This window comes from Spirosoma luteum DSM 19990, from assembly GCF_000374065.1.
GTDB lineage: Bacteria > Bacteroidota > Bacteroidia > Cytophagales > Spirosomataceae > Spirosoma > Spirosoma luteum.
Genome location: NZ_KB893245.1, coordinates 767,110 through 791,149, shown reverse-complemented (window position 1 = coordinate 791,149; position 24,040 = coordinate 767,110). Strand labels below are relative to the sequence as shown.

At 51.8% G+C, this 24,040-nt stretch carries 19 protein-coding genes; 8 read left to right on the top strand and 11 right to left on the bottom strand.

Features of this window, described 5'->3' with window-relative positions:
* Positions 1 to 153: 153 nt before the first annotated feature.
* Positions 154 to 1,092, top strand: a complete 939-nt coding sequence (rihA, locus tag B156_RS0103260) for a pyrimidine-specific ribonucleoside hydrolase RihA (protein WP_018618198.1) — start codon at positions 154 to 156, stop codon at positions 1,090 to 1,092.
* On the opposite strand, the gene B156_RS0103255 is transcribed toward rihA, so the two are convergent.
* The gene (locus B156_RS0103255; protein WP_026260566.1) at positions 1,089 to 1,679 is read right to left on the bottom strand and encodes a hypothetical protein; all 591 of its coding nucleotides are present in this window, start codon (positions 1,677 to 1,679) and stop codon (positions 1,089 to 1,091) included. The genes rihA and B156_RS0103255 overlap by 4 nt on opposite strands.
* Before the next feature lie 255 nt (positions 1,680 to 1,934).
* Here B156_RS0103255 and B156_RS0103250 point away from each other — a divergent pair, with 255 nt between their 5' ends.
* The 4 genes from B156_RS0103250 (at position 1,935) to B156_RS0103235 (ending at position 5,481) form a co-directional block, all read left to right on the top strand.
* The gene (locus tag B156_RS0103250; RefSeq protein WP_018618196.1) at positions 1,935 to 2,486 is read left to right on the top strand and encodes an NUDIX hydrolase; all 552 of its coding nucleotides are present in this window, start codon (positions 1,935 to 1,937) and stop codon (positions 2,484 to 2,486) included.
* Positions 2,483 to 3,655 (top strand): pyridoxal phosphate-dependent aminotransferase, encoded by a 1,173-nt coding sequence (locus tag B156_RS0103245; RefSeq protein WP_018618195.1) that lies wholly within the window; start codon positions 2,483 to 2,485, stop codon positions 3,653 to 3,655. The genes B156_RS0103250 and B156_RS0103245 overlap by 4 nt, the downstream gene beginning before the upstream one ends.
* Positions 3,652 to 4,509: a prephenate dehydrogenase gene (locus tag B156_RS0103240; RefSeq protein WP_018618194.1), complete on the top strand. Its 858-nt coding sequence runs from the start codon at positions 3,652 to 3,654 to the stop codon at positions 4,507 to 4,509. Before B156_RS0103245 ends, B156_RS0103240 begins: the two co-directional genes overlap by 4 nt.
* A gap of 108 nt (positions 4,510 to 4,617) precedes the next feature.
* Entirely contained in the window at positions 4,618 to 5,481 is an 864-nt protein-coding gene (locus B156_RS0103235; RefSeq protein WP_018618193.1) for an aldo/keto reductase, read from the top strand.
* Positions 5,482 to 5,570: 89 nt separating this feature from the next.
* Here B156_RS0103235 and B156_RS0103225 read toward each other — a convergent pair whose 3' ends face one another.
* Together B156_RS0103225 and B156_RS0103220 are read right to left on the bottom strand one after the other, a co-directional pair.
* Complete coding sequence (locus B156_RS0103225) at positions 5,571 to 6,020, bottom strand: ferritin-like domain-containing protein (RefSeq protein ID WP_018618191.1); 450 nt, start codon at positions 6,018 to 6,020, stop codon at positions 5,571 to 5,573.
* Positions 6,021 to 6,111: 91 nt separating this feature from the next.
* Positions 6,112 to 7,548, bottom strand: coding sequence for a hypothetical protein (locus tag B156_RS0103220; RefSeq protein ID WP_018618190.1), 1,437 nt, complete (start codon positions 7,546 to 7,548; stop codon positions 6,112 to 6,114).
* Between the two features lie 365 nt (positions 7,549 to 7,913).
* Here B156_RS0103220 and carB point away from each other — a divergent pair, with 365 nt between their 5' ends.
* Positions 7,914 to 10,790 carry a carbamoyl-phosphate synthase large subunit gene (gene carB / locus B156_RS0103215; RefSeq protein ID WP_018618189.1) on the top strand — a complete coding sequence of 959 codons (2,877 nt, stop codon included), beginning with the start codon at positions 7,914 to 7,916 and terminating at the stop codon, positions 10,788 to 10,790.
* A 70-nt stretch (positions 10,791 to 10,860) separates the two neighbouring features.
* On the opposite strand, the gene treY is transcribed toward carB, so the two are convergent.
* From treY to B156_RS0103190, 5 genes are all read right to left on the bottom strand, one after another.
* Positions 10,861 to 13,563, bottom strand: coding sequence for a malto-oligosyltrehalose synthase (gene treY, locus B156_RS0103210; protein ID WP_018618188.1), 2,703 nt, complete (start codon positions 13,561 to 13,563; stop codon positions 10,861 to 10,863).
* A 1-nt stretch (position 13,564) separates the two neighbouring features.
* Positions 13,565 to 15,421: a malto-oligosyltrehalose trehalohydrolase gene (gene treZ / locus B156_RS0103205; protein ID WP_018618187.1), complete on the bottom strand. Its 1,857-nt coding sequence runs from the start codon at positions 15,419 to 15,421 to the stop codon at positions 13,565 to 13,567.
* A gap of 90 nt (positions 15,422 to 15,511) precedes the next feature.
* On the bottom strand, positions 15,512 to 17,485 hold the full coding sequence (locus B156_RS0103200) for a sensor histidine kinase (protein ID WP_245563677.1): 1,974 nt from the start codon (positions 17,483 to 17,485) through the stop codon (positions 15,512 to 15,514).
* A 121-nt stretch (positions 17,486 to 17,606) separates the two neighbouring features.
* A complete protein-coding gene (locus tag B156_RS0103195; RefSeq protein WP_018618185.1) occupies positions 17,607 to 19,019 on the bottom strand; it encodes a Gfo/Idh/MocA family protein in 1,413 nt (470 codons plus the stop codon).
* An 85-nt stretch (positions 19,020 to 19,104) separates the two neighbouring features.
* A complete protein-coding gene (locus B156_RS0103190) occupies positions 19,105 to 19,401 on the bottom strand; it encodes an SCP2 sterol-binding domain-containing protein (RefSeq protein ID WP_018618184.1) in 297 nt (98 codons plus the stop codon).
* Positions 19,402 to 19,468: 67 nt separating this feature from the next.
* On the opposite strand from B156_RS0103190, the gene B156_RS0103185 reads away from it, so the two are divergent.
* Together B156_RS0103185 and B156_RS0103180 are read left to right on the top strand one after the other, a co-directional pair.
* Positions 19,469 to 19,921, top strand: coding sequence for a hypothetical protein (locus B156_RS0103185; protein ID WP_018618183.1), 453 nt, complete (start codon positions 19,469 to 19,471; stop codon positions 19,919 to 19,921).
* A gap of 178 nt (positions 19,922 to 20,099) precedes the next feature.
* Complete coding sequence (locus tag B156_RS0103180) at positions 20,100 to 20,555, top strand: DUF2147 domain-containing protein (protein WP_026260565.1); 456 nt, start codon at positions 20,100 to 20,102, stop codon at positions 20,553 to 20,555.
* Positions 20,556 to 20,656: 101 nt separating this feature from the next.
* Here the strand turns inward: B156_RS0103180 and B156_RS28760 are convergent, their stop codons facing one another.
* The 3 genes from B156_RS28760 to B156_RS0103165 form a co-directional block, all read right to left on the bottom strand.
* The gene (locus B156_RS28760; RefSeq protein WP_018618181.1) at positions 20,657 to 21,070 is read right to left on the bottom strand and encodes a response regulator; all 414 of its coding nucleotides are present in this window, start codon (positions 21,068 to 21,070) and stop codon (positions 20,657 to 20,659) included.
* Between the two features lie 84 nt (positions 21,071 to 21,154).
* On the bottom strand, positions 21,155 to 21,925 hold the full coding sequence (locus B156_RS0103170) for an SDR family NAD(P)-dependent oxidoreductase (RefSeq protein ID WP_018618180.1): 771 nt from the start codon (positions 21,923 to 21,925) through the stop codon (positions 21,155 to 21,157).
* The gene (locus tag B156_RS0103165) at positions 21,925 to 24,030 is read right to left on the bottom strand and encodes an alpha-glucuronidase family glycosyl hydrolase (protein WP_018618179.1); all 2,106 of its coding nucleotides are present in this window, start codon (positions 24,028 to 24,030) and stop codon (positions 21,925 to 21,927) included. Before B156_RS0103165 ends, B156_RS0103170 begins: the two co-directional genes overlap by 1 nt.
* Positions 24,031 to 24,040: the final 10 nt, after the last annotated feature.

Below are 24,040 nucleotides of genomic sequence, written 5' to 3'. Positions count from 1 at the left end.
CAATGCAAACCAACAGTATTCGCGGCCCAAAACCCGATTTTTCCAATTAAAACATTCTAAAATTACTATTAAAAGATAGTTAAAATTACTCAGTTTATTATTGAGTAATAACCCCTGTAGCCAACTTAGTCAGTACACGTTTTATAAAACTAAATGAAAAAATTACCCATACTTATTGACTGCGATCCCGGTCACGATGATGCCGTGATGCTGATGCTGGCCATTGGCAGTGGCCTGTTTGATATTAAAGCCATTACGACATCCGCTGGCAACCAAACGCAGGAAAAAACGCTGAAAAACGCCCTAAAAATTCTGCATTTACTGGAAACCGATATTCCGGTGTACAAAGGATGCGATAAACCGCTCTTTCGGAACCTGATAATTGCCGACTACGTACACGGCGAAATGGGTATGGATGGGCCGTCGCTTCCCGAACCTACGCAGCAGCCCGAATCTCAGTCGGCGGTAGAAGCGATGGCCCGTATCCTGACGGAGAGTCCGGAGAAAATAACTCTTGTACCAACAGGTCCGTTAACCAACATTGCCACGTTTTTACTGGCGTACCCACACCTGAAGCCAAAAATTGAACGCATTTCACTAATGGGCGGTGGTGCTTTCCGAGGCAACATGACCCCAACGGCCGAATTCAACATCTACGTCGACCCCGAAGCAGCCGCGGTGGTATTCAGTTCCGGTGTACCCATCATCATGTGTGGCCTGGATGTAACGCACAAAGCGTTGGTCTTTCAGAAAGATATTGATCGGTTTCGGGCCATTGGGAATAAGACAGGGCAGGTAGTGGCCGAATTAATGGATTTCTTCTCCATTTTTTACCGGCGCGAACGGCCGGAACTAAACGGTGGGGCAGCCCTGCATGACCCCTGCGCCATTGCCTGGCTCATCGACCCAACGATGTTTACATCAAAATCCTGCTACGTAGCCGTCGAGACAACGGGGACGTTGACGACAGGAACTACCGTCGTCGACTTTTTTGACATCATGAAGCAGCCTGCTAACGCCGAAGTCGTGTACGACGTCGACCGGGAGCGGTATATGAACCTGATTTACGATGCCGTCCAGAAACTTCCCTAGAACCAGGGGCGCTTGACTTTGAATGACCGCTTGAGTCCTGTAATGAGCAGGAATGCGCCGAGAATACCGAAAATAACGGCCAGTATAGTGATGTGCAGAACGGCGAATAGAACAGCTACCAGAATGATCAGTACCGACGCTTTGAGCTTCCAGCTGATACGCTGCCACCAGTTTAGTTCCGGTCGCAGTTTCATGCCCAGGCCCTGCCGAATCTGATTACCCAGTTTGAGCTTTTTCTGGGGCTTTGGTTTGGGCTGCGGCTGCTGCGGGCTGCTCTTTTGGGCTGACGTTTCCAGCAGTGATTGTGTCCGGGCCATTCGGCGGTGGAGTTGACTACCCATTTCCTGCATCGGCTCGCGGCTTTGGCGGGCAACAACCTGAGTGGCCGGAACGGGGGATTCAGCCATCGGCGGGTTCTCCGAAACAGACGGGTTGGGGGCGGTGCTGACTTCAGAAACAGGTGCAGGCTTAACCGCTACTCTGGCTGCCACAGGATGGAATGTTGGCTGAAAATAGGCAACAGGCCGATGGCAGGAACACAGGAAAAGGAGTAAGACAGCAATGGCAGGAGAAATCAGGTTTTTCATCACGTCACGAAGAATACGAACCAAAGGTAAAGCGGCAAAAGTCCACTCTACAACGAATTGGACGGCGCGGTTAATATGGGCCCAGCAAAAAAGCCCTGATTTCAGCCGTATTTTGCGGGGCTATTATATCTGGCCTGATGGTAACTGCCTGTCACTCCTATCGAACCGGCAAACAGGGTTAGCTGTGCCAGAAGGGGGAACAATACGTAGGCTTCCCCGATACATTAGTCCATCCGGTCTCGTTACCTTTGCGGCATGAATCCCGACAATGATCCCCGACCCTGGCAGGTTGAATCCTCTGAATACATTCATCAACTGCCCTGGTTTACCGTTCGCAAAGATGCTATCCGTATGGAAGGCGGTGGCGTTATTCCTGATTACTTTATTCTCGAATACCCCAATTGGGTAAATGTAGTGGCCGTTACGACCGATAAGCAGCTGGTTCTGATTCGGCAGTACCGGCATGGCATTGCCGGTGTTCACTACGAACTTTGCGCGGGCGTTATTGACCCCGGCGAAGACCCACTGGTGTCAGCTCAGCGCGAACTACTGGAAGAAACGGGTTTTGGTGGTGGCGAATGGGAACCCCTGATGACTCTCTCCGCCAATCCCGGCACGCACGCCAACCTGACCTATTCCTTTCTGGCAACGGGCGTTCAGAAATTAAAACCCCAGCACCTGGAAATCACGGAAGAAATTACCATCCATGTCGTTTCTCCCGAACGGACTATGGCCATTATTGAAAACGGAGAGATGATGCAGTCACTTCATCTGGCTCCGTTACTGAAATACCTGTTAACATTATGATTATTCCCCTTGCCCACCGCGCGAATCAAACGCAGGAGTACTATTTCTCCGTCAAACTGGCCGAAGTCCGCCAACTGCAGGCAGCCGGTCATGACATTATCAATCTGGGAATTGGCAATCCGGATATGATGCCTTCGGCCAACACTATCGACACCCTGATTCGGTCGGCCCAGCAACCTACCTCGCATGGCTACCAGCCGTACAAAGGTACCCCGCCCCTTCGGCAGGCTATTGCCCGGTTTTACAGTCATACGTACGGCGTCACGCTGAACCCCGACACGGAAATATTACCCCTGATAGGCTCGAAAGAAGGTATTACACACCTCTCCCTGACCTTTTTGAATGAAGGGGATGGCGTACTGGTTCCCGAACTGGGCTACCCCGCTTACCGGGCCGTTAGCCAGATGGTGGGTGCCAGCGTGCTGGAATACCCCTTGCTGGAACATCAGGGCTGGCAACCCGACTGGCAGGCGATGGCTGATTTAGTTATGGATAATGGGTCGGAAAAACGAACAAAAATCATCTGGCTGAACTATCCGCACATGCCCACCGGGGCACCCGCTACCAAAGCGCTGTTTGAACAGGCCGTTCGGTTTGCGCACGACCATGAACTGCTACTTTGTCACGACAATCCTTACAGCCTGATTCTGAACAAGAAGCCCCCCATCAGTCTGCTTTCTATCGACGGGGCGAAGGAAGTGGCAATCGAACTAAATTCACTGAGCAAGTCACACAACATGGCAGGGTGGCGCATGGGCTGGATGGCAGCCGCAAAACCCTATGTGGATGCCGTACTCACCATCAAGAGCAACATTGATTCCGGACAATTCAAGCCCCTTCTGGATGCAGCCACCGAAGCCTTAGCCAACTCCGACGACTGGCATCGCGAACGCAACGCCGTCTATCAGGGTCGGCTGGACGCCGTTCACGCCTTTCTGGATGCGCTGGGCTGCACCTACACCACCGATCAGGAAGGGCTGTTCATCTGGGCAAAACTCCCCGACTCGGTCAACTCCGCGGAGCGTTTCGTGAATGAGTTGCTCCTGCAAAAACACGTCTTCATTGCACCGGGCTTCATTTTCGGCCCGAAAGGCAGCCGGTACGTGCGGGTATCCCTGTGCGTGAGTGAAGAACGAATTAACGAAGCAGTAAAACGAATAATGCTATGACTATTTCCATTATTGGTGTTGGCCTCCTTGGCGGCTCGTTTGCCCTCTCCGTTCGCGAAAAGTATCCAAAAATGCGGTTTATTGGTGTCGATGCGTCGCCCGTGAACGGACAACTGGCCCTGGCAAAAGGTATTGTGGACGAGGTGATGCCGCTTCCGGAAGCGATTGCACAAAGTACGCTGGTTATCATGGCCACGCCCGTAAACATTATCATCAGCCTGCTGCCTACGGTACTGGACCACCTGCCGCCGGGCGCAACCGTGCTGGATTTAGGCTCTACTAAAGAAACAATCTGTGCCGTAGCAGATGCCCACCCCAAACGGGCGCAGTTTGTAGCGGCTCACCCCATGGCCGGCACCGAAAACTCCGGTCCGGGTGCTGCTTTCCGGGAGTTGCTACCCGGTAAAAACCTCATCATCTGCGCCCGCGAGAAAAGTCTGCCCGATTCCGTAACCATGGCCGAAAGCCTGTTCCGGGATATTGGTATGAAACTGTTTTACATGACTCCGCAAGAGCATGACCTGCACCTGGCGTATGTGTCGCACCTGAGTCATATCAGCGCATTTGCCCTGGGCCTGACGGTACTGGAAAAAGAAAAAGACCAGCAAACCATTTTCGATATGGCCAGCACGGGCTTTAGCTCAACAGTGCGACTGGCCAAAAGTTCTCCGCAGATGTGGGCCCCCATTTTCGATCAGAACCGGACAAATGTTTCTGATGCCCTCACGGCTTACATTGAGTTTCTACAACAATTTAAGCAGGTAATAGACAATCAGGACGTGGCGACTTCCCTGGAATTTATGCAACGCGCTAACGTAATTCGACGGGTGCTGGATGGCATTGAGAAGCGGTGAAGGAAAACTTAACGCGTCTTAACATACAAAAGCGGGTTTCTGTTTGTTACTAGAACTGAGTAGCGGGGTCCTGTATCCCGTTTCTTACGGATTCAATCAAAAACACGTATGCAATCTACTGAACAACAACCCGCTAAAACTGCCGGTACCATTACCCTTGGCGACATGACCGTTAACCGGATGAGTTACGGAGCCATGCGCCTGACTGGCGATGGTATCTGGGGGCCACCCAAAGACCACGATGAGGCCATTCGTGTGCTGAAACGCTGCCTGGATTTAGGTATAAACTTTATCGACACGGCCGACAGTTACGGTCCCTATGTTTCGGAAGAACTCATCGCCGAAGCGCTTTACCCTTACCCAACCGGTCTGGTTATTGGCACTAAGGGGGCACTGCTGCGCACCGGCCCCAATCAATGGCCAGTTGACGGAAGCCGGAAACACCTGGAAGAAGCCCTCAACGGTAGCCTGAAACGGCTAAGATTAAACCAGATTGACCTGTATCAACTGCATCGGTTTGACACGCAGGTACCTACCGATGAGTATCTTGGTTTTTTGAAGGAAGCCCAGGAAGCGGGAAAAATCCGGCACATCGGTTTGTCGGAAGTGAGTATCGACCAGATTGAGGAAGCAAAAAAATACTTCGAGGTCGTGTCAGTGCAGAACATGTACAATTTTGGCGAGCAGAAATGGAATGACGTGCTGAAATACTGCGAACAGAATAGCATAGCCTTTATTCCCTGGTTTCCACTGAATGCCGGTAATGTAAGTGCCGAGGAAGCGATTAAAAAAGTAGCCGCCCGGCATGGTGCAACCGACTATCAGATTGCGCTGGCCTGGTTACTCGCAGCGTCACCCGTTATGTTGCCAATTGCCGGTACATCGTCGGTAAAGCACCTGGAAGAAAACGTCCAGGCTGCCACCATTACACTTACCGAAGAGGATTTTCAGGACATGCCATTACCGAAGTAATCATTCTGCTTTGGTACATAATTGAACCGGGGGCTGATAGACCATTTTACTGGTATCAGCCCCCGGTTCAATTATGTACTGGAACGGCATTAAGCCGTCATCGACTTAATTTTAGCGTAACTCGCTTTTAGTTCTGATAGCTGCTTCTGCAAATCCTCTTTGATGTAAGCAGGAATGTTATCATTTTCGATAGCATCTTCATACGCTTCCACAGCGGCACTTTCGCCGAACTCAACCGAGCTCAAAACAGTATCGCGGTCTTTGCCGGTTAGAGCTGATTTAATATCGATCCAGGCGCGGTGCAGTTTACTCGATACGTCCGTAGAAGTAGCATCGGATACGGCCTGCCCATCGATTCGCACAATATGGTCGGCCAACTGGCTCCGGAAACCCTGGCTTTGAATGACGTAATGCCGGAACAGATCATCCAGCTGTGGATCTTCGTTGTCTTCGATGGCTTTCTCGTAGCCCTGCATGCGATCATTATTAATTTTTACCAGATCGTTCAGGTCGTCGACAATTTCTTTATTCGTAATCATGCTAGTTGAAGTCGTTAAATTGAGAAAAAACTAACCGTATAACTCCGGGGAAAACGAATTGTTTACAGAAACCGTATCAGAAATCGGTTTCCTACTTCGACGCCGTTACACCCCGAAGGCGCAGTACCGAACCTTTTTCAAACTGATTCTGACTACCGGGGCTTTTAAACGAAATCTGCGTAATTATCCCGTCCCAACCCCCTAGTTGACTGGTATTTATTTCGTAGGTACGGTACTGTCCATCACCTACAATGGGAAAATCAACGTACCGGTCCGGAACATCAAAGAAGTCGACTTCATCAAATTTTCGCCAGGAGAGCCGGGCTACCGTCCCTTTAGTCTGAAAGGCTGCGTCCAGGTAAATTTTTGACACATCGGTCGACCTCCAGAACGAAAGCGGGCTGATAACCCGGAAATCATTCTTTGTCGAATCCGCCCGGTACCAACGAACCACCATCTCCCCCCGTACGGGCCATCCCTGGTCGCGGGTGTTCACGAAGTACCAACCCAGCCGGTCATTGGTAAACTTGTAGGTCGGGCCAGTGGGTGGACGGGGCTGCGCGTAGGCAAACTGCCGGATATCGTTCAGACTACCGACTACCAGCGTATACTCAAACTCATGAACTCCGTTGTGGTCGATGAGCAGAAAGGGCTGGCTGTTGATGTAACCTGACGACACATCAAATTCCCCACCCGACCGGGGGTTTGTACCAAAACCGCCCGACGCAAAACGAACTTCGTTGGGTTTGTAGATGCCTACACCCCGCCCATCGACATTTAGCAAGGCAATCCAGTTTTCGCTGCCAAAGCGGTTTATGACATCCCGGTCGGTAAATTCGGATACGGTACCATTTGTAAAGGGACTGGCACCACCGTAGGTAACGAAGCGGTAGTAAGGACCATTCAGGTACACGCAGGGAGCCTCCTGCGTTCGGGATTCATACTGCGTGGTGTCGGCCCGGTTCACGGTAAGTCGGCTGCGAACATGAATCGTGTTCCCTTTCAGTTCCATCCAATGCTCCATCACACAGTCGGCAGGTTCGTTGAACAAAGGCCATATTAGGGGAATCGTTTTGACGTAAATGGTATTCTGCGTCTGCTGGTAACTAACAATCTCGGATGGATGGTTGTAGTAATCACCCGTTTGAACGGGGTTCCAGCCCAGGTTCCGCCACTCGTAAACAGGTTGCTTTCCATTTATACTGTAGGGGTAAGGCCCGGCGTAAAGCGACGTCTGAATTTGCCGTCCCAGATCATTGTTGTTGACCATGTTTACGGTAGTGCCAGCCTCCGATAGGTATGTTATGGCCCCACCCGCGTTGAGGTCGATACCGACCCGAATCTTGTCATTGTCCAGATACAGCCGTTTTTGCGCGGAAGGTTGAGACTGGCTGGGCAGCCCACCCGATGGCGGGTTAGGAACTGGGGGTGCTTTGTAAGGGTCTGTGGACGGGTAATCGCGCACACACGTAACAGCCAGAGAGCTAACCACGGCACACACGAGCAACAACAGGTAAGGACGATTCATAAACGTTAGCGTATACCAAAAATAGAATAATCAAAAATAAGACTATATCGAGCTTATTACAACAGCCCCTTATTCTCCAACGGGTAAATTAACGGTTTCTGTCTGAGAAATGCGGCAGTCCGGTAACCCGATAATTCTACACAGGTATGAACCTGATTCAACGATGTAACCCCTGCAAAAGAATTCCGTTGGGGGCGATAATCCTGATTATCCCGTTTTATTATACCGTTCTCCTTTTTCGTTCCCTGACAAAATCCTAATTTTGCAGGATTTTTGACCACCTGAAAGTCTGTCGACTATCAGTTACTACAGTCGAACTACTAGTCATTCGGGACCGCCCGTGCGGTTCATTGTCCCGCTGAAAAATGCCTAAAAACACGAATATCCGTTCCGTTCTGATTATTGGGTCCGGCCCCATTGTTATCGGGCAAGCCTGTGAGTTCGATTATGCCGGCTCCCAAGCCGCCCGCTCTATTCGGGAAGAAGGTATCGAAGTATCGTTGATCAATTCCAATCCGGCCACCATCATGACCGACCCTATCAACGCCGATTACGTGTACCTGCTGCCACTAGAGAAGAAATCCATCGTCGAAATCCTGAAGAAACATCAGGAAATGGGGCGTCCTATCGACGCAGTATTGCCAACGATGGGCGGCCAAACGGCCCTTAACCTGGCTATCGACTGCGAGAAAGTGGGCATCTGGGCCAAGTACAACGTGCAGATTATCGGGGTAGACATCAAGGCCATCGAAACGACCGAAGACCGGGAGAAATTCCGCCTGCTTATGCTCCAGCTTGGCGCGGGTGTTTGCGAAGGCCGCACGGCCCGGTCATTTCTAGAAGGCAAGGAAATCGCGCAGGAAATTGGTTTCCCACTCGTCATCCGACCGTCGTTTACGCTCGGCGGTACGGGGGGGGGATTCGTGAACACACCCGAAGAGTTCGACAAAGCCCTTACGCATGGCTTACACGCATCGCCGGTCCATGAGGTACTGGTGGAGCAAAGCGTAATGGGGTGGAAAGAATATGAACTGGAACTGTTGCGCGACAACAACGGCAACTTCATCATCATCTGCTCCATCGAGAACTTCGACCCGATGGGTATCCATACCGGCGACAGTATTACGGTGGCCCCGGCCATGACCCTGCCCGATACGTTGTACCAGAAAATGCGCGACTTATCCATTACCGTAATGAGTGGTATCGGGCAGTTTGCGGGGGGGTGTAACATTCAGTTTTCGGTTAATCCACAAACCGACGATATCATTGTCATTGAAGTGAATCCCCGGGTGAGTCGTTCATCGGCTTTGGCCTCCAAAGCAACGGGTTACCCCATTGCCAAGATTGCGGCCAAAATGGCGGTCGGGTATAACCTGGATGAGTTGATGAACCCCATTACGGGTACTACTTCGGCTTTCTTTGAACCGGCTATCGATTACGTCATCGTAAAGGTACCCCGCTGGAACTTCGACAAATTTCCGGGTGCAGACCGCTCCCTGGGCCTGCAGATGAAATCGGTGGGCGAAGCGATGGGCATTGGCCGAAACTTTCAGGAAGCCCTGCAAAAAGCCTGTCAGAGCCTCGAAATCCGGCGCAACGGGCTGGGTGCCGATGGCCGCGAACTAACCGACCGCGTTGCCCTGACCGAGAGTCTGCAACACCCAAGCTGGAACCGGTTGTTTCATATTTACGATGCATTTAAAGCGGGGATGTCCTTCCGTACTATCCAGCAACTCACCAAAATTGACCCCTGGTTTTTGCACCAGATTGAGGAGTTGATTGAACTGGAGCGTGAAATCCAGCAGTACGATCTGGAAGACCTCCCCCCCGAACTCCTGCGCATTGCCAAGCAGAAAGGATACGCCGACCGGCAGCTGGCGCATTTGCTCCAGGTAAAAGAAAGCAAGATTTACAACTTCCGGCAGGACCACAACATCCGGCGGGTGTTCAAATGCGTGGATACCTGCGCGGCTGAATTTGAGGCCCAGACGCCTTATTATTACTCAACCTTTAATAACCAGCTGCCCATTACGCAGGACCGGCCCGAACCCGTTTCCGACCTGCCCGGTAATGAGTCGATTCGGAGCAACCGCAAAAAAATTGTCGTGCTTGGTTCAGGGCCAAACCGCATCGGGCAGGGCATCGAGTTCGACTATTCCTGCGTACACGGCGTGCTGGCGGCTAAAGAAGCGGGGTACGAAACGATTATGATTAACTGCAATCCGGAAACGGTTTCGACTGACCCCGACATTGCCGATAAATTGTACTTCGAGCCGGTATTCTGGGAGCACGTTCACGCCATTATCATGCACGAACAACCCGAAGGAGTCATCGTGCAGTTGGGTGGCCAAACGGCGCTGAAAATGGCGGAGAAACTGACTCGTTACGGTATCAAAATCATTGGTACGAGTTGGGATGCGCTCGACCTGGCCGAAGACCGGGGCCGTTTTTCGGGCCTGCTGCGCGACCTGGATATTCCGTACCCAAAATTCGGTACCGTTCGGGAATCCGAAGGAGCCATCGAACTGTCGCGGGAACTGGGCTTCCCGCTGCTGGTCCGCCCAAGCTACGTGCTGGGTGGACAAAGCATGAAAATCGTGATTAACGAAGAGGAACTGGAGCAACACGTGATGAAAATTTTGCAGGATATTCCTGACAATAACATCCTGCTCGATCACTTCCTGGAAAACGCTATCGAAGCCGAAGCTGACGCTATCTGCGATGGGGAAGATGTGTACATCATCGGTATCATGGAGCACATCGAACCGGCGGGTATCCACTCAGGTGATTCGTACGCCGTACTACCCACCTTCGACCTGAGCGATGATGTGATTCGTCAAATTGAGGAACACACCAGAAAGATTGCCGTTGCCCTGAGAACCGTTGGGCTGATTAACATCCAGTTCGCCATCAAAGACGAAAAGGTGTATATTATCGAAGCCAACCCACGGGCCAGTCGCACCGTACCGTTTATCTGCAAAGCTTACCAGGAGCCGTACGTTAACTACGCCACAAAAGTGATGCTGGGCGACAAAAAGGTAAAGGACTTCGATTTCAAGCCCGTCAAAAAGGGGTATGCAATCAAGATTCCGGTCTTCTCGTTCAACAAATTCCCAAACGTTAACAAAGAACTCGGCCCGGAAATGAAATCGACCGGGGAGGGAATCTATTTCATCGACGACCTCACCGACGATTATTTCCAGCAGGTATATTCTGAACGAAACCTGTACCTGAGCCGGTAGCGCGACTTAAACACGAAAGCCGACTCCTGAATAGAAGTCGGCTTTCGTGTACGTAATCGAAAAGGCACATTTACCCCAGACGCAGCAACGCTACCGGAAGTTTTTCCAGTAGTGTCTGTATAGAAATCTTCTTACCGTTACCCGTTGCGCCGGTTAGCTGGTTGGTCCACATATCTGGTGCGCTGTCGGGTAGCAGGATTTGGGTGTTTTTCCAGTCGAGGGAGCGGATGTCGGTACCCTGTTGGCGGCATAGTTGTGCCGTGTGCAAGGGGGCAACTACCACCTCCCAGTCGTGCTCGTGCTGGCGGGCGAAGGCGATGATGTGTTTAGCGTACTCTCCTTGTACGGCCAGAGGGATGTACTGCCCTTTGGCAAACAGGGTGGGATTCTGTTGCCGCTCACGCAGGAGCTGGTGAGTCAGCCATAATTTTATACGGCTGTCGAATCGATTTTCCCATAAATCGTCCAGACGGTCTGCGGATACTTCCCCGGCAAACTCGTCCAGCCACTGTTGTCGCCTGGCATAGTCAACCGGTCGGCGGTTATCGGGATCAACCAGGCTCAGGTCCCAGCCTTCGCTTCCCTGATACACATCGGGCACACCAGGACAGGTAAGTTTCAGCAGTACCTGTGCCAGCGAATTGACCACTCCGAAATCGGCTATTTCCTGCTGGAATACCTGAAAACGTGCCCAGAAGGGACCTTTTTTATCCAGTATATAATCGGTGAAGGCCCGGATGTCTGCGTGGTAGCTTTCGTCAATAGCCCAGCCGGTCGTATGTCGCTTGGCTTCCTGAAACGCTTTCTCCAGATACAGACGAAACCGGTTCGGAAAGTCGTCCTCATACTGCCCCGGCATGGGGTACGCCCCCAGCAGGTTCTGGTAAATCAGGTATTCATCATTGCAGTCCAGTTCGCCCCTTACGGCACTGGTCAGTTGCTGCCAGTGCTGCACTTCCGGTAGCCACTCATCGGCCAGATCCGTCAGTACGTTGAGCCGCGCCCGCACATCTTCACCCCGTTTGGTATCGTGGGTAGCCGTAGTGTTCTGTGCCAGTGGCCAGTGCTCCTGCCGGGATTGCATGGCCCGATGAAACGCATCAACCGACATGCCGAACCGCTCCGGCGAATCACCCACTTCATTATGCCCAATGAAACTGTTGTAGGTATACATCAGCGTATCCTCCACTCCCTTTGCCATCAGTGGTCCCGAAAACTGCATCAGTCGCTGGTAAAAACGCAGTGCCCGCTCGTTATAATCCGCGTCGGCCACCGGGGGCTTGTTTATCAGCGCCGTTTCCAGCACGTTAACGGCCGTTTCGATGGTCGGGTTGTTCTGCCGGATGTTTTTAAGCAGTTTCCGGATAACGGTAGCCTCCTCGTCCGGCAACGGAAACTGCTTACCATAGTACCGATAAACGGGGCACTCGACCAGTAACTCGCCAATGGCAAACTTCAGTTCGCCCGCTTTCAGAATTTCGACGTCGGGCTCATCGGCCAAATTCATGGCCAGAAAATAGTGGTACAGATTGCCGAGTTCACCACCCATGTACTGCGCCAGAAAGTACGATTTCCGATAGCGGATACGGTCTTGCAGGGACGTGTCTGACCCGATTAACTGATGGTAAAAATCCACAAACGCCTTTTCACTATCACCGTTGGTCAGCATGTTGTTCACCATCGCCAGGAAATCGTAGCCCGATGTTCCTTCTATGGGCCATGACTTGGGCAGGTCTTCATTGTCGTGCAGGATTTTCTCCACGACGATGTAAGTTTCCTCTCCCACCAGGTTGCGCAATTGCTGAAGATACTGCGTCGGGTCGAACAGCCCATCGACATGGTCAATGCGTAGTCCCTGGAATACAGATTCGTCGACCAGATTTTTCGTCAGGGCATGCACATGCTGAAAAGTTGTTTCGTCGCGCATGTTCAGGCAAATCAGGCCATTGATGGTGAAAAAACGGCGGTAATTCATTTCCTGACGGGATTCTGGCTCAGTACAGAATCGGTAATGCTGCTCGTCGACAATCGGACGCAACCGGGTCACGTCGGCGTTAAGTACCCGTAAACAATCCCTTAGGTATTCCTCAATCAATGGCGTATTAACCAGCGATGCCAGCTGCAATCGTACCTCATCCCAGGCAAGTGCATATTCCTTCGGCTCGTCGGTGTACTGAAGTCGATCCAGTTCAGCCAGAAGTTGTTTTATGGCGTCATTTTGTGGGATGGCCGTAGCCTGTAAAACCGTTGTATACGATGTTGGCTTTATCGGTAGCACGTTTCCGCTTACTTTGAGTACGAAGCGGGAGTCGTCATAGTCGATGGTTAGTTTGCCATCCTGCATCGTATCGTCCAGGGATTCCGGCAGAAACGGTGCCATAATGCGACCCTGAAAGAATGAGCTGGATAAAGCGGTCTCAAAAAACTGGCTGAAGCGTGAGAACATCCCTTTCTCCAGCATATCCATCAGCCAGACGTTGTCAGGATGATAAGCCATGTGGTTGGGCACAATATCCTGCAACCAGCCCATGCCCAATTCCCGCAACCGTCCACTGATGGCGCTAAGTTGCTCCTGGGTGCCTATTTCCGGATTGATGCGTGTGGGATCGACGTTGTCGTAGCCGTGCGAACTCCCGGGTGTTGCCGTAAAAATGGGCGATGCGTAAACGGTTTTGATGCCTAACTTTTGCAGGTAAGGCAACAAGGCATCAAGGTGGGTAAGCGTAAAATCTTTGTTGAACTGAAACCGGTACGTAGAAATCGGATTATACATCTTATTTGTTTGTGTAGATCAGAATTGATTCGGGCTGGACGCTAACGTGTTCGTGGTTACTGGCCACAACCGTGGGAGCAGCCGCCGGGCCATTCCACTGGGAGTCAGCTGAATCGAGCAGTTTACGCCAGGATCGTTCACCAGCGGGCAGGGTAAGTTGCTGAACTTCTTTCGAAAAATTCATCAGACAGATTACTGTTTCTTCCTGCTGACCTGCCAGTTCCCCGGCGTGTTGGCGAAATAGGGTCAACGTCATTCGTTCTTCGTCCACCACCACCGCTACCGACTCGCGGTTGGGGTGACGTAATGACGATTGTTTGCGCAGGGCCAATAGGGTTTGATAATAGCGAAAAATGGTTTGGTGTGGCTCCTGCGTAACCCGTGTCCAGTTCAGTTTGGAGCGTTCGAATGTTTCTACATCCTGCGGGTCTGGTGCTGCAAACGGCCCGTGGAAGGCGGCAAACTCCTTTCTACGCCCCTGCCGAACGGCTTCAATGAGGGGTAAATCGGAATGACTCACAAAGTACAGGAACGGATTCAACTCGCCCCACTCTTCGCCCATAAACAGCATGGGCAGATAGGGACTGCTGATAACAGCACCAGCCATCAGTTTCTTCATTTCGGGGCTTACCAACTGGCTTGGTCGTTCGCCCAGCATCCGGTTGCCAATCTGGTCATGGTTCTGGGTAAAAACCACAAACTGCCGCCCCGCATGACCCGCCGTTGATTTGCCTAGGATTCGGGCCCGCGGGTGCATCGTTGTACCATCGTATACATACGCATCTTTGTACGCTTTAGCCAGATGCTGAATACCATTGTAATCGGCGTAATAGCCGTTTCGTTCGCCCCCGGCCGTAACGCGCAACGCGTGGTGAAATTCATCATTCCACTGGGCATCCATACCGTATCCCTCCTCAGACATAGGCTTAATAAAGCGGGTCTCGTTCAAATCCGACTCCACTATCAGGTAATGTTGTTTGCCCGTCAGCGCCATCAGTTCATCGACACGCTCTTTCATTTCCCGCAGCAAATGCACTTCACTGGTGTCACGAATGGCATGAACGGCATCCAGCCGGAGTGCGTCGATATGAAAGTCCCGAAGCCACATCAGCACATTTTCAATGAAGTACTGGCGCACGCTGTCGCTGTAGTCATCATCGAAATTCAGGGCGTCGCCCCAGGGGGTCTGGTGTTTTTTGGTAAAATAAGGGCCAAAGTCATTCAGGTAATTCCCTTCCGGGCCTACATGGTTGTAGACTACATCCAGCACTACGGCCAGGCCGCGCTGGTGGCAGGCATCTACTAATTTTTGCAGACCAGCCGCTCCACCGTAAGAGTTCTGAACCGCGTACGGACACACCCCATCGTAACCCCAGTTGCGCGTACCCGGAAACTGGGCTATCGGCATTATTTCGATGGCGTTTACGCCCAGCTCCACCAGGTAATCCAGCCGCTCTTCAATCCCGGCAAAGGTGCCCCCGATCGAGAACGTACCCGTATGTAGTTCATACATCAGGTAGTCATCCAGCGGTATATTTTGCCAGTCGGTATCCGACCAGACAAAACCCGCCGTATCAACCACCTGCGAGGGGCCGTGTACGCCCTCCGGTTGCGCTAGCGAAGCCGGATCAGGCCGTTCGAGGGTATTGTTCAGGATAAATTTATAGACATCGCCGGGCTTAACTTGTTCGGTAATTGTGTGCCAGTACGGACCATCCTTTTGGAGCGGAATTTTTATATCCTGCTGGCAAAGATGCAAGGCTACCGATTGAGCCATTGGTGCCCACACCCGCACGTTTGTCCGGTCTGAGTTGTACGTAACACCCAGTGTCCGCTGGTCAATAATTGTTGTGTTCATAGGGTTAGTGATTGTATAAACAACCAACCATCACCCGGATGTGTTACCCGAAACGGGGAAAAAAGCCGTAACGATTTACGTAAAGTATCCTTATACGGCTACCTCCACCGTGGTTCCGTTATCGGCAAAAATCCGAAACGTACCGCCTAATTCCTGCGCTCGGGTCTTCATATTTTCAAGGCCGTAATGCTGGGCTGAAGGCGCTCCGTTGGCCCACGTGAAGCCCCGGCCATTGTCGCGTACCTGTAAGTTTATGTGCCCCGATGCATTAACCTCCAACTGTACGTGAGCGGCTGTAGCCTGCGCGTGTTTGACCACGTTGGTAAGGGCTTCCTGCACAATTCGGAACAGGTTCAATACCTGAGTCGAGCTAAGCCGCTGGGTTTGTGAACCCGTTACCAGTACATCAACATGCAGGCCGTCCGTATCATGGAAATAGCGGTTGATATATTGATTGAGCCGGTCCGAGAATTCTTCGACCGTGAAGCTCTCCTGGTGAATGGCCCAGATGGTTTCGCGCAGCAGTTTAACGGCTTCGCGGGTATGGGTCACAATGGTACGCAACCGGCTGGCCCATTGTTTGCCTTCCTGAACAGGCTGTTTTTCGGCCTGGTCGCTGATGTGAGTCAGGTTGGTTACGATAAACGCCAGATGAGCGCCCACATTGTCGTGCAAATCGCGGGCAATGCGTTCTTTTTCGATTAGCAAACTATTTTTCAGGGCCAGGGTCTGCACCTCGGCTTCGTAGGCCCGCTGTTGCTGAACCGTAGTTGCTTTGATCAGTTGTTCGGTTCGGTCGCGGTCTATTTTATACCGATAAGCAAGCCCGATAGTCAAAACCAGTACTTCAAACAGAGCTGCTGCTGCGTAGTAGGTAAAGTTGGCAATGGGGTGGTAGGTGGGCATCAAACCGAAGTTGGCGAAGACGAGGGCAAAATTCAGCGAATAAAAGGGCGAAATAGCCACCAGATACAGCAGGGCCTCCTGCACGCGATACCGCCGAACAATGTTGATAATGATATAGGCGACAATTACGGGTAAAGGCAACCAATAGAATGAGGTAAAAAGCCGCACTAAAATCAGTTCCGTAGTGGGAGTCAGGGGAAAGAACCACTCGGCCGTTAGTGAAACCAGGCATAGTATGCCGCCCCAGAGAACCACCTTCCCGACGGTATGCCAGCGGTGGGAAGGCGTATTTTTCAGGTTTAGAAACGTCCGGACAAAGGTGAGCTGGGAGTAGAAAAGAATGAGTGGAAAAAGGAAATAAACATTCTGCCGGGGCATCCAGAATTGCTCCTGAAAAGCAAACTGATTCATAAACCCATCGTTGATGAAGAAGAAACCCACCAACCCCAACAAGCAGAAAATGTATTTCGAATAAATTCGGTCGAACGTAGTCAGGAAGAAAATCAGGCTCATCAGGGCCACAAAAGCCAGCGTAAACAATACGCCACCCCAATACAGGTAACTTTTCTGAACGGTGTGGGCATAAGCAGATTCCCGAACGAGGTCAACGGGAATAACCTGCGCCCCCCGGTGCTTGATAACCCGCAGATAGACCGTTACGGTTTGTCCGGCCGGAACGGCGAACGGGAACCAGAAGTGCCGGTGCGATAGCATACGCTGATCGGCCGGGGTTTTCCAGCCAATGGTTCGCGATGTGGACAGGACCCGGTTCCGGGCATCGACCACAAAAAGCTGTAGTTCATCGAAGCACCAGAAATCGATCTCGGTCAGCCAGGATTGTACCTGGCCAGCGGAATTCTGCGTCCGGAATCGCAGCCAGATAGGCATGGCTACTTGTGTGCCTGTAACAACACCAAAGTTGGGAACGGGAGATATAACCGGATTGAAAGCAACCCGGCCCGTCGGGCTGATTATATCGGTAAGGGTGCCGGTATGGGCAGAATCCAGCCAATAATCCATTTTCCCTTCCAACGAAATACGTTCGCTACGAGCGGACAGACCGACAGCAGGCTGCCTGCTCAACGGTTGTGCCGTGAGGGAGGAAACGAGTAGGGCGCTGCTCAGGACGTATAAAATTCGTTGGTAGAGAAGTCTCATTAGGGGGGTCTGAGGTACCACTAATGTAGGAATTTATTCAGAACAACGGATCAAACGAAGCATGGGAGAAACAGACGTGAAGCGCTGGTTTAGTAAGCTTCTCCCCTACCGGTTCGGCCCATTACAGCGTATAACCGCCGTTGTACTGCCGCTTCACAAACTGATTGGCGTAGTCGAAGTTGGTGATTTTCATAGTGTCCCCATCCCACAGGAGTTTTTTCCGGCCGGGGAATTTCCCGTTTTCACGGGCCAGGTACGAGCGTGTGGCCAGATTCCCCATCAGAACCGTTTCGGTAAGTGGCCCCGACTGGTCGAAAGAGGAAGAAGTGTACGCCCCATAGCCCTGTTTGCAGGCTTTAACCCACTGCTGCTGGTGGCCTTCCGTTTTGCCTTCTACCAGTGGTTTTTCGGGTGTTGGCAGGTCTTTATCGCTAAACTTCTCAATGGGAAACAGTTTGGGGTCATTACCGAACAGGCCACCGGTTAGCATTCCTTTTGTCCCGATAAACAGCATCCCTCCGTCAATGTCCCGGAACATAGCATCGTACGCTACCCCTTCGGGGAGTGGTGGCCGGATGCCGCCATCGAACCACGAAAATTTGATTTCTTTTACTTTTTTGTCTTCTGAAGGAAAGGTCAGATGGATGGCTGATGAGGGTGGACAGCTATCATCGAAGAACGCTTCCTCAAAAAAATCTTTGTACACCGTGCCGACGCTGCACTCCACCGATGTAGGGTATTTCAGTTTCAGAGCCCGGAAGGGAACATCCATAAAATGGCAGCCCATATCGCCGAGCGCCCCGGTGCCAAAGTCCCAGTACCCGCGCCAGCGCGTTGGCATGTAGGCTTCGTGGTACGGGCGGGTTGGGGCCGTACCTAGCCAGAGTGGCCAGTTTACTTCGGGGGGTACCGGCTGCGACTCTCCTTTGTCCTTTGGCGAGGCAACGCCCTGCGGCCATACCGGACGGTTGGTCCAGCAGTACACGGTATGCACGTGCCCGATCAGTTTATTCTGAATGGCTGTCTCGATAATTCGCGTGGCATCCCCTGAGCTTCCCTGATTACCCATCTGCGTCACGACCTTGTATTTGCGGGCCGCTTCGGTGAGCATCCGGGCTTCGTAAATGTCGTGCGTCAGCGGTTTCTCCACGTATACGTGTTTGCCCAGTTGCATGGCCGCCATGGCAATGGGCGCGTGCATATGGTCGGGCGTGCTCACGATAATGGCGTCGAATGTTTTACCGGCTTTATCGAACATCTCGCGGTAATCCTGAAAATAGGGCGCATTCGGAAACTGGGCACGAAACTTCTTCGACTGCCGGTCGTCTACGTCGCACAGGGCGACAAAATTATCCGAACCCTTGTTGTAGGCGAGCCGAATATTGACATCAGCTTTACCACCGCAGCCTACAGCGGCTATGTTCAGTTTGTCGGACGGGGCTACGTAGCCTTTACCGAGCACATGACGTGGCACAATGTAAAAGGCAGTGGCCGCAACGGCACTGCTCTGGAGAAACTTACGGCGCGAGGGCATGGGGATGAGTGAGTTAGTAACTAAAAGGCGTATGCACAGTCAATCTATTCATTCAGTTGCTCATTCACTAACTCACTCCTTGTTTTCACCCCATGATGCTGCCCATCTTCATGGCCAGTCCCATATTGCCGTCAATTTTGAGTTTCTTCGTCATCACAGCCATCATGGGGTTAAGGTCGCCATTGCCCATCTTCACCAGATTATCGATAGTTATTTGCAAGTCGCAATCGGCGGGTTTGTCCTCGTTGGAAACCACGGCGGGCGATTGATTGCCGTCGATATACACCACGCCCTGGTCGGTTGTAATTTTCACCGTAGCGTTGATGTCATCTGCATGCGTAACTTTGTTTCTTATCTGCTCAGTTAATTCCTGCAAGGTCATTGGATTTGGCTTTTGGTAGTAGTACGAAAACTTAGCTGTGCAAATAAGGTTTATTCTCCCTAATTATATGCGTTCTCAGTTCTTAACCCTCCTCTGTATTCTCACCTTTCTTAGCTGTGCCTGGGGCCTGGCCGATTCGGTCGTGTCCTACTTCCAAACCAGTGCGGTCTCCGAAACACCCTATGTAGCCGGCCAGCGGAAGAATACCGATACGGACAAGGAGCCCAAAAAGTACTTTGAAGATCGCTCATCGGGCGATGTCCCCTTACCGCCTGACCAAATGCAGGTGCGCTCGCTGGCTATTGCTCAGTTTACGTATTCCCTGCTGACCTTAATCGGTGCAGTACTCATGTTTCGGTTGCGTCGGATTGGTTTTTGGGTGTACCTGGCGGGCATCGTCGCTGGTTTTGTGCTAACGGTTTCTTTAGCCGGTTTTGGTGCCCTGAACACCTCATTCGGGGTATTTTTCAGCCTGATATTTGCGGGACTATATTGGGTTAACATCAAGGAAATGAGTTAGATAAAGCGGCTGATAATAGCTTCTATATCTACCGCAGTCTGTGAATCATCCCGATACGGACATCCTCCGTGCATTTCAGGAAGGGTGGCAGGGCTTAAACCCTGACTACCCTTTTTTAGTCTATATTGTATCCTGTACTTTTCAGGGTTATTACTGAACAATTTGTTTAAACTACGTTATGAACTTACTACGCCCGGTCGCTTTCTTACTTATACTTTGTGTTGGTTTGACCTCAATGACCCCTAAAGCCGATGACCCCGATGCTATTTTGGGCAAGTGGCTCAGTTCAAAGAAGCGGAATCAGGTTCAGATTTATAAGCAGGGGAATAAGTACAACGGTAGACTGGTCTGGATGCTGGAACCAACAGAACCGGGCTCGAACAAACCCAAAATTGACGCCCTGAACCCCGATGAAAAACTCCGCACCCGCCCCCTGATGGGCTTGGTTATGCTGACCAATCTGACCTATAAAGGAAATGGCGTTTGGGGCGATGGTGACATTTATAATCCCGAAGATGGTAAAACATACGGTTGCGAAGTTACGCTCAGTACCCAAAACACATTGGATATGCGTGGCTACGTAATGGGCATGCCTTTCCTGGGTAAAACCCGGACCTGGACGCGTGTACGCTGACTATTCTGTTAAAATATAACCAGATTAAAAGGGGGAGTAAGTTATTGTTTATCAATAACTTACTCCCCCTTTTAATTAATACCTATCCTGCCTGATTCAGTTCAGTTGCACTCGCCTAAATTCCAATCACCTTTCAGCCTGTTTATCAGACTGGCTAAATCTCTCATATTAACCGGCTTCACAATGTACTCGTTTGCTCCATTAGCGTGTGCGTTCGTTTTATCCAGTTCATCATCTGACGTGGAGAAGACAATAATCGGGGTATTTATGTAGGTGGGAGAAGCACGTAACAGCTGAAGTGACTCAAGGCCGTTCAGACGGGGCATATTCAAATCGAGTATAATCAGACAGGGGCGAGCCGAGGAATCCCGAAGAGCCGTTATCAAATCGATACCGTCAATGGCAAACTGGACTTTAGCTTCCGGGCAGTACTCATCGAAGGCTACTTTCATCAGGAACCGGTCGTCGTCGTCATCATCTGCCACAAAGACGGAATAGGTTGTTTGCAATATCATTGACAATAGTACGATTAAAATTCGATTGGGATGGATAAGTCACAGGCTGAAGGGCAATCCGAAAAAATCGGTTGTGTTTACCCGCTAAAACCCAATCGAGTTACCCCCGTCGACGGGTAATGATACACCGGTAACGTATTTAGCTGCATCGGAAGCCAGAAAGACGGCGGCCCAGCCAATATCTTCGGGCTGACCAAATTTCCCCATCGGTGTTCGACGCATAGCCCGGGCAAATCGGTCGGGGTCACCACCCATGGCCGTTTTACTCATGGCCGTTTCGATAAAGCCCGGCGCAATGGCATTCACACGAACGCCATTGCCCGAAAACTCCGAGGCCAGTACCTTAACCATCCCCTCCACCCCCGATTTGGACGCGGCATAAGCGGCAACCCGGTCAATGCCGTAGTAGGCCGCCATGGACGATATCATGATGATTGAACCACTTTTACGGGCCATCATACGTTGGGCACATACCCTCGTCAGGCTAAAAACCGAGTTCAGGTTCGTGTGAACAATCCGGTCGAAATCTTCATCTGTCACCTCCAGGGCTGGTTTTTTCATGTTGATACCCGCGTTGTTAACGAGTATGTCAACGGGTGCAATGGTCCGTTCGATTTCTTCCACCAACGCATCCAGCGAATCCCGCTTCGTCACGTCGTTGACCCGGTACTGCGCCCGTTCGCCCAGTGTTGAAACCGCTTCGCGAAGGGGCTCTTCCCGTCGACCAGTAATAACGACACGCCCACCGGCACTGACCATACAGTTTGCAATATCGAAGCCGATACCACTTCCCCCACCGGTAATGAGGGCCAGCTTTCCAGCCAGTGAAAAAACGGCCATAGGATTTTGTTCCATTAACGCAATTGATAGATATGTACTAAGTTTTTAACCTCGTCCAGTGTTCGCTCCGGTTTTTTGAACGGGGCAGGAATCGGTTGCCGGGAATAGGTCTGAAGGTACAGTACCCAGGCATCACGCCACCAGATAGCCTCTTTTTGCTGGGTTACCAACCGGCCCGTGACATCAGCAAAAATTTCCGGGTCGATAGCGGGTTTAACCTGCGCCCATTGCTGCTGCATCCAGCTAACAGAATCAGCACCAGTATAAAAGCGGGTACAGAGTTCATCCCAAAGTGTTCGGCCCGTACTCAGCTTTTTCGTCCAGGGAACATGGTGAAACCAGAGCAGATACGGTAGCGGACAAGTTTCGACATTATTCCATTTTTGTTGCACTTCGGGGCTATACTGTGCCAGTGCGTTGCTACCCGTAGCCGTTCGGTCGAATCCTAATCCAATGGAGTCAGCCCGGTGGTAATAAATGGCCGTCCAGTCGGGTCGGGCACTTTTCTCCTGCCAGGGTTCGGGGGCAAAATGGACACCTGCCCAGGGGCGCGACAAACCCAGCGGGGTGTTGTAGTCGACATAAATTTCCCGCGACCGCAGCATGATACCGGTGATGGTTTTTACCGCTTTGGGTTCATTCGTCAGGGTCATTTTAATCCACTCCGCAGCAATGTCCTCCGCCGACAACGTGTGGTCCCAGGCCAGCCGACCGTAAGCATACCAGTTGGCCTGCGCCATTGGGTTACCCGTCCAGTTGCGGTTGGACCCGGTGTTGGCAACCCCGGCAATAGCCGTCAACTTGTAGCCCTGTAAACTCCCGTCAACCACCTTGGCTACGGTAGACCCTTTCCCTTTAACATACGTGTCCGACTCCAGACATTCTTTAAAGATGGGAGCCTCGTATACCCAGTGCGTAGCAAAACCCGTGTACTCCTGGGTGATTTGAAACTCCACCGACAGGGGCGTTTTAGGCATGTTGCCAAACAGGGGAGAAAAGGGCTCACGCGGTTGAAAATCAATGGGACCGTTCTTAACCTGGACGATTACTTTCTTGTCGAACTTCCCATCCAGGGGTGTAAACTCTTCGTAGGCCGCCTTAAACCGGTCGGCATTCGCGTCGGCTTTGTACACAAAGGCCCGCCACATCACAATGCCATCGTAGGGGGCAAGGGCTTCGGCCAGCATGTTGGCCCCGTCGGCGTGGTTACGACCATAATCCTGCGGACCAGGTTCACCTTCGGAGTTGGCTTTTACCAGATACCCACCGAAGTCGGGAATGAGTTTATAAATTTCCCGGGTTTTATCGGCCCACCATTTTTTCACGTCGGGGTCAAGCGGGTCGGCGGTTTTCAAGCCACCGATAACTTTGGGCGCCGGGAAGTAAACGGACAGGTAGATCCGGATACCGTAGGGCCGGAAAACAGTGGCCAGGGCCGCTACTTTCTCCAGGTATTCAGCAGTCAGGAAGCGGGCACTGGCATTCACGTTGTTAACCACGGTACCATTTATGCCCAAAGAAGCGTTGGCACGGGCATAATCCCGGTAGCGCGGATCGACCGTTGCGGGCAGCTCATACCACTTCCAAAGTGATTCACCCGCGTAGCCCCGCTCGATAGTGGCGTTGGTATTATCCCAGTGATTAAGCAGACGATGCTGAATTTTGGGGCTACTCACCAGCGAAAGGCCATTGAGCGACTGACCGGTTTGCAGTTGCCGAAGCAAGGCGAATGCGCCGTAGAGAACCCCCGCACCAGACTGGCTGGCAATGGTAATGTTAGCCGTCTTTTTTGTGATGGAATACCCCTCTTTGGCACCTTTTTGCCCGTCAGCCTGGGGCGCGCCAGCCACTGTCAGCACGATACCGCCCGTTCGGGTACCGGCATTTGCCACAACAGGAATCGTTTTGCCCAGCAGGCCCTGCAAGCCAGTCTGCAATTCATTGGCTGCCGATGTCAGGATGGGGTCGTTGCCCGTTACGGCTATGAACTGCGCCGACCGGGCGTATTCCTCCCGTTTGGCAGCGTCTTTAATCAGGTCGTACTTCAGCCATAATCGGTAACCGTCATCGGCTTTAGCGGTGCAGGCAACCAGCAGAAACAGGAGAAGGAATCGAGTCATTTATAGGAGC